Consider the following 254-nt stretch of genomic DNA (forward strand, 5'->3'; position numbering starts at 1 on the left):
TGGTCAGGGAGTCGGTGAACATCTACAACACACAGCGGCCGCACCTGTCGCTGAAATACAAAACGCCCGATGAGGTTCATCGGGCGTTATCCGGCTGAAAAGTGTCAACCTATATCAGGACTAGTCAACGATGTAAATTCAGGCGGCCTTCGTGGCCTGAGTTCGATACTCTACCGGACTCAGGCCTTTTAGTTTCTCTCTGAGGCGGTCATGGTTGTAGTAATCAATGTAGTGCTCTATTTCTTTTGCCAGGT

1 protein-coding gene is annotated in these 254 nt (G+C 49.6%); it reads right to left on the reverse strand.

Features of this window, described 5'->3' with window-relative positions; all coding sequences use genetic code 11:
• Positions 1-138 precede the first annotated feature (138 nt).
• Positions 139-254: IS3 family transposase (locus M6G53_RS25355; RefSeq protein WP_253333246.1), on the reverse strand; the 116-nt coding region annotated here is incomplete at its 5' end.

It is taken from the genome of Serratia nevei, from assembly GCF_024160145.1.
Lineage (GTDB): Bacteria > Pseudomonadota > Gammaproteobacteria > Enterobacterales > Enterobacteriaceae > Serratia > Serratia nevei_A.